Genomic DNA, 6,000 nt, shown 5'->3' with positions numbered 1-6,000 from the left:
CTCTCCCGCTACCGGCGAGCTACACCACCTCCAGGGACACGACCGTCCGCGGCGGCTGGCCCACGTTCGAGACCAGTGGGCGAAGGAGATCCTGCCGTGACCGATGCCATCATCAGAGGCGTTCACGGACGCCGCGTCTGGGACTCCCGCGGTCGCCCGACCGTCGAGGTCGAGGTCACCCTGCACGAGGGGATCGTCGGTCGTGCGATCGCGCCGGCAGGAGCATCCACCGGCTCGGGCGAGGCAGTCGATTTGCGAGACGCCGGCGCGGCTTTCGGCGGTCTCGACGTCCGCCGCGCGATCGGCAACGTGAACGGTCCCATCGCCCAAACTCTGGTCGGGATGGACGCAGGCGATCTCGCGGCGGTCGACGCCGCGATGATCGCGCTCGACGGCACCCCCGACAAGTCGCGGCTTGGCGGCAATGCCCTCGTCGCGGCCTCGATGGCTGCGCTGCAAGCCCATGCACGCGCCGCCGGCCTTCCCGTCTGGAAGCTTCTGGCCGGGTCGCAACGGGTGCGCATCCCCCTCCCTGAGATCCAGATCTTCGGGGGCGGAGCCCATGCCGAGCGACGCGTCGACGTTCAGGATTTCATGGTGATGTGCCCCGGCGCTGGCTCCTTCGCCGAGGCCCTCGACTGGACGGCCGAGATCTATCGCGCGGCCGGCGGCCTGATGCGCAAGGCCGGCAAGCTCCAGGGCGTGGCGGACGAGGGCGGGTACTGGCCCGTCTTCGCCTCCAATGAGGAGGCGCTGGACACGCTCGTGCTGGCGATCGAGGCCGCAGGCTTCAAGCCCGGCGTTGACGTGGCCATCTCTCTGGATGTCGCGGCCTCTGAGTTCGGGGAAGCCGGCATCTACGCCCTGGCGCTTGACGGACGGAGGCTCGATACGGGCCAGCTGATCGACATGCTCGCAGGCTGGCTCCGGACGTATCCCATCGTGTCGGTCGAAGATCCCGTGGCCGAAGACGACACCGACGGTTTCCGGGCCTTCGTGGCGCGCTTCGGCCCGCGGTGCCAGATCATCGGGGATGATTTTCTGGTGACGAACGCGGCGCGGGTGAAGCGGGCCGCCCGTGACCGTTCAGCCAATGCGGTGTTGATCAAGCCGAACCAGGCCGGCACGGTTACGGAGACATATGCGGCCCTGCGCGCCGGTCGCGAAGCCGGCTTTGGCACCATCGTGTCGGCGCGCTCAGGCGAGACGGAGGACACCACCATCGTGGATCTAGCGGTCGGCTGGGATGCCGGGCAGTTCAAGGTTGGATCTTTTTCCCGCTCGGAGCGCATGGCCAAGTGGAACGCGATGTTGCGCATCGAGGAGAGCATGGGCAGCGATGCGGTGTTCGCGGGCTGGTCGGCCCTGCCGTTCAGGAGGAGTGGCCCGCATCCTGAAGGCGACATGCCGTTGTCGAACTGACGGTTGGCGGTGGCCACGCGGGGAGCCAGATTCGGGCGCGAACCGACAGGGCGGACCTTGTCCAAGGCCACTGGACCGCTCCGGGATGTGTGTACCGCGAGACCAGACGCAGCCGTTCGCGCTGCGCGACAAGCGCCGATCATCCGTTCGACAAAAGCATCACGCTGCCTGAGCAGTGGGGCGTCTAACTCACGGGCCGCACGGCTAAGGTCGACAACAGGGCGCAGAACGTCTCGACAGCCTTCGGCATCGTCCGGCCCGCCTTTTTGATCAGGCAGATCGGACGCTCGAATTGCGGATCGTCGATCGGGCGCGATCGCAGACCGGGCTCAGCCTGGATCTCGCGCGCCGAACCCGGAAGTATCGTCAAACCAAGCCCGGCCCGAACCATGCCGATCGCCGTCATCATGTAGGTCGCCTCGCAGGCTATCATCGGCAGACGTCCCGCGCCGATGAAGGCGAGATCGACCACGGCCCGCACGCTCGTGGCGGGATCCATCAAGACCAGAGGAAATTCAGCCAGCGTGTCGATCGTGACTTTCGGGAGCGTGCCGACCGGGTGGCCTTGGGGATAGACGACGTGCAGGGCGTCGCTCGTCCGATGGAGGACGGTGAGGTCCGGATCGCGGACGTCGCCGCCGACGATGCCCACATCGACGTCCTCGGCGCGCACGAGATCGAGGACGCGCTGCGCGATCACGTCCTTGATGACAAATGTCACTCCCGGATGGTCCTGGCGATAGAGCGCGATCGCCTCGGCCAGCGCGGCCGCCGCGAAGGACGGCAGGGTCGCGACGCGCACGACGCCGTGACGGTGGGCTGCGAGGTCGCGGGCATCGAGCACCACCTTGTCGAGATCGCGCAGAACCCGCTGAAAAACCGGCAGGAGATCGCGTCCGAGGCGGGTCGGCGCCACGGTGCGACTCGTGCGGTCGAGGAGTCGCGCGTCGAGACTCTCTTCCAGACGCTGGATCTGCACGGTGAGCGCCGGCTGCGACAGGTTCAGCAGGGCAGCGGCGCGGGTGAAGCTGCCCGCCTGAACGACGGAAACGAAAGCGCGTACCTGCTGCAATTTGAGATCCATAATCTCCGGCTATCGCTGCAATCCAACCTTTTCAATTGTCTTATGTAGCCATTCGCGGTTTCCTTTCGGCTGAGAGCGCGAAACAAGGCGCCTCGTCTCACCGGGAGGATTGCATGCTGGCTCTGCTCGGCCTGTGCACGATCGTGCTGCTGCTCGCCGTCATCCTGACCAAGCGCATGTCCCCGCTGGTGGCGCTGATCGTGATCCCGGTAGCGGCCGCGCTGGTGGGTGGCTTCGGCCTCGACACCGGCAAGTTCGTCCTCACGGGCCTGCAGAGCCTGGCCGGCGTCGTCGGCATGTTCGTGTTCGCGATCCTGTTCTTCGGCATCGTCAGCGATGCCGGGATGCTCGATCCGATCATCGACCGAATCCTCGCCACGGTCGGCACCCGTCCAACCCGGATCGTGCCCGGTACGACGCTGCTGGCGCTGCTGATCCACCTCGACGGGTCAGGCGCGGTGACGTTCCTGATCACGATCCCCGCGATGCTGCCCCTCTACGACCGTGTCGGCATCGACCGGCGCGTCCTGGCCTGCGCGGCCTCGATGGCGGCGGGCGTGAATTTCCTGCCCTGGACCGGGCCGATGATCCGCGCCTCCGCCGCGCTCAAGCTGCCGATCCCGGAGATCTTCTCGCCGCTCGTTCCGGTGCAGGCGGTCGGTCTCGTGTTCATCTTCGCCGTCTCGTACTGGCTCGGCCTCCGGGAGGAGCGGCGTCTCGCACGCATGCCGCAACCCGCCACCGCCGGAACGGACGCAGCGCCGATCATGGCCACGCGCAGATTGAGCGACGCGGAGCAAGCCCTGCGACGGCCGGACCGGTTCTGGATCAACATCGGCCTCACGGCCCTCGTGCTCGGAACGATGGTGTTCATGGCCGAGAAGGTGCCCCCGGCGCTGATGTTCATGCTTGGGACGTCCCTGGCGTTGCTTATCAACTACCCGCAGGTGGACGCCCAGCGTCAGCGCATCGACGCCCACGCCAAAGCGGCGATCCTGATGGCCTCGATCCTCCTGGCGGCCGGCGTGTTCACCGGGATCATGCAGGGCACCGGGATGCTCAAGGCCATGGCACAGGCCGCCGTGACCTTCGTGCCGCCGGAGATGGGACGACACATTCCCTTCGCGCTCGGCCTCGTCTCGATGCCTCTGTCAATGCTGTTCGACCCGGACTCGTTCTACTTCGGCGTCCTGCCCGTCGTGTCCGAGGTCGCCCACCAACTCGGCGTACCGCCGGTACAGATCGCCCAGGGCGCGCTGCTCGGCCAGATGACCACGGGCTTTCCGGTAAGCCCGCTGACACCCGCGACGTTCCTGGTGTGTGGGCTGACCGGCATCGATCTGGCTGACCACCAGAAGTTCACCTTCCCGTTCCTGCTGGCAGCCTCGGTGGTGATGACCTTCGCCTGCGTCGCCCTCGGCCTGTTCCCCCTTTGAGAGTCTTTCTGACAGCCTCTCTGACAGCGGAGATCGATCCATGAGAACCGTCCGCTTGGGCGCCGGTGCAGGCTACGCTGGCGATCGCATCGAGCCCGCTGTCGAACTCGCCGAGAAAGGTGAGATCGACTACCTCGTCTTCGAGTGTCTCGCCGAGCGCACCATTGCCCTCGCGCAGCAGGCTAAGCTGCAGGACCCTCAAGGCGGCTACGATCCGCTCCTCGAGGCGCGCATGCGTGCGGTCCTCGCGCATTGCCGGGCCCGCGGCATCCGCATCGTGACCAACATGGGCGCGGCCAATCCGCGTGCCGCGGCACAGAAGATCGGAGGCTTGGCGCGGGAACTCGGTCTCGCCGGTCTGAGGATCGCTGCGGTCACCGGTGACGACGTGCTCGACGCGGTGCGCGGCGGCGATTTCACCCTGGAAGAGAGCGGCGAGCCGGTGGCCAGTCTCGGCAACCGCATCATCTCGGCCAATGCCTATCTCGGCGCGGCACCGATCGTTGCCGCGCTCGCGGATGGCGCCGACGTGGTCATCACCGGCCGCGTCGGCGATCCGGCCCTGTTCCTCGCCCCGCTGGTTCACGAGTTCGGCTGGGCGATGGACGATTGGGAACGGCTTGGCCGAGGCACCCTGGTCGGACACCTGCTCGAATGCGCCGGTCAGATCACCGGGGGCTACTTCGCCGATCCGGGCTGCAAGGACGTGCCGCATCTCGCGCGTCTCGGTTTTCCCATCGGTATCGTGTCGGAGGACGGCACGGTCGAGATCACGAAGGTCGAGGGCTCGGGCGGCCGCATCAGCCTCGCCACCTGCAAGGAGCAGATGCTCTACGAGGTGCACGATCCGGCCCGGTACCTTCAGCCGGACCTGGTCGGCGACTTCTCCAGCGTGGAGATGGAGCAGGTTGGTCCCGATCGTGTCCGGGCAACCGGCGCGACGGGTTCGCCGGCGACGGGCCTGCTCAAGGTCTCGGTCGGGTATCTGGATTCCTACATCGGCGAGGGGCAGATCTCCTACGCCGGACCGAGCGCCCTGGCTCGCGGCCGTCTGGCCCGGGACGTGGTGCTTGAGCGCCTTGCGCTCATCGGTGTGGCGACCAGCGAGCTGCGTTGTGACCTCATCGGCCTCGATGCACTCCACGGGGAGGCCCTCTCAGGTGGACGGGAGCCCTATGAAGTCCGGCTCCGCATCGCAGGTCGGACAGAGACCCATGCTGAGGCTGTCCGGATCGGAAACGAGGTGGAGACGCTCTACACCAACGGGCCCGCGGGCGGTGGCGGTGCCTGGAAGTCAGCGCGCGAGGTGGTGGCGGTGCAGTCGGTCCTCGTTCCGGCCGCGCTCGCTCAGCCGCGCGTACAGTTCGTGGAAGCCTGAGAACTGGGAATCGGACCATGAAGCTGCGCGCGCTCGCCCACTCCCGCACCGGCGACAAGGGCAACACGTCGAACATCTCGCTGATTGCCTATGACGTGGCGGACTATGATCATTTGGCGACGCACGTCACGGCGGAGCGGGTGAAACAGCATTTTCAGGGGATCGTGACTGGGGAGGTCGTCCGCTATGCGTTGCCGAAGATCGGGGCGCTCAATTTCGTCCTGAAGGGTGCTCTCGGCGGCGGCGTGACCCGCTCGCTGGCACTCGACGCGCACGGGAAGGGACTGGGCTCAGCCCTCCTCGATCTCGACATTCCGGAGCGAACCTGAACCGACATCGCGCGTGCCGGGTGAAATCAGCGGCCCATCCAGTCCGAGCCATTTGGCGAGGGGGCACGGTGGCGCGGAGGATAAGAAGCAACCACGTCGCTTCCGCGTCGGACGCAGGCCCAAGCGATCGATCCGGGCGCGACGCGACCGCCCGGCCTTGGCAGAAGTCGGCTGATTTCCTTGGACGGCGAATGCCGGAATAGTCGAGCGACTTCGATCGCGTGTCGGTTCATTCTGGAGCCGTACGGGACGGTTCCATCGCTGGCTCAACACAGCAGCATGGGATCCAAAGTTCGGCGGGTCGACGGAGAAAGTCCGCACACCGGATCGAAGTCAATCGGCTTTTGAAAT

Annotated in this window: 5 protein-coding genes; 4 read left to right on the top strand and 1 reads right to left on the bottom strand. The window is 66.6% G+C overall.

Annotated elements, in window-relative coordinates; translation table 11 throughout:
* The first annotated feature begins 96 nt into the window (after nucleotides 1–96).
* The gene (gene eno, locus ACLBX9_RS01790; RefSeq protein ID WP_447717685.1) at nucleotides 97–1,422 is read left to right on the top strand and encodes a phosphopyruvate hydratase; all 1,326 of its coding nucleotides are present in this window, start codon (nucleotides 97–99) and stop codon (nucleotides 1,420–1,422) included.
* Nucleotides 1,423–1,606: 184 nt separating this feature from the next.
* Here the strand turns inward: eno and ACLBX9_RS01785 are convergent, their stop codons facing one another.
* Nucleotides 1,607–2,506, bottom strand: coding sequence for a LysR family transcriptional regulator (locus tag ACLBX9_RS01785; protein WP_447717684.1), 900 nt, complete (start codon nucleotides 2,504–2,506; stop codon nucleotides 1,607–1,609).
* 113 nt (nucleotides 2,507–2,619) lie between these two features.
* Here ACLBX9_RS01785 and ACLBX9_RS01780 point away from each other — a divergent pair, with 113 nt between their 5' ends.
* From ACLBX9_RS01780 to ACLBX9_RS01770, 3 genes are read left to right on the top strand one after another with little or no spacing between them, the layout of a single operon-like run.
* Nucleotides 2,620–3,942, top strand: a complete 1,323-nt coding sequence (locus tag ACLBX9_RS01780; RefSeq protein WP_447717683.1) for a CitMHS family transporter — start codon at nucleotides 2,620–2,622, stop codon at nucleotides 3,940–3,942.
* A 40-nt stretch (nucleotides 3,943–3,982) separates the two neighbouring features.
* Nucleotides 3,983–5,320 (top strand): acyclic terpene utilization AtuA family protein, encoded by a 1,338-nt coding sequence (locus ACLBX9_RS01775; protein WP_447717682.1) that lies wholly within the window; start codon nucleotides 3,983–3,985, stop codon nucleotides 5,318–5,320.
* Nucleotides 5,321–5,337: 17 nt separating this feature from the next.
* Nucleotides 5,338–5,649: an AtuA-related protein gene (locus ACLBX9_RS01770; protein ID WP_447717681.1), complete on the top strand. Its 312-nt coding sequence runs from the start codon at nucleotides 5,338–5,340 to the stop codon at nucleotides 5,647–5,649.
* Nucleotides 5,650–6,000: the final 351 nt, after the last annotated feature.

It is taken from the genome of Methylobacterium sp. A49B, assembly GCF_053346215.1.
Note: the sequence above shows the minus strand (reverse complement) of the source record. Positions and strands in the feature narration are given on the sequence as shown.

Coding starts and splice junctions, on each gene's coding strand:
- ACLBX9_RS01785 (WP_447717684.1), bottom strand. CDS start 2,506: ATGGATCTCAAATTGCAGCAGGTACGCGCTTTCGTTTCCGTCGTTCAG.
- ACLBX9_RS01780 (WP_447717683.1), top strand. CDS start 2,620: ATGCTGGCTCTGCTCGGCCTGTGCACGATCGTGCTGCTGCTCGCCGTC.
- ACLBX9_RS01775 (WP_447717682.1), top strand. CDS start 3,983: ATGAGAACCGTCCGCTTGGGCGCCGGTGCAGGCTACGCTGGCGATCGC.
- ACLBX9_RS01770 (WP_447717681.1), top strand. CDS start 5,338: ATGAAGCTGCGCGCGCTCGCCCACTCCCGCACCGGCGACAAGGGCAAC.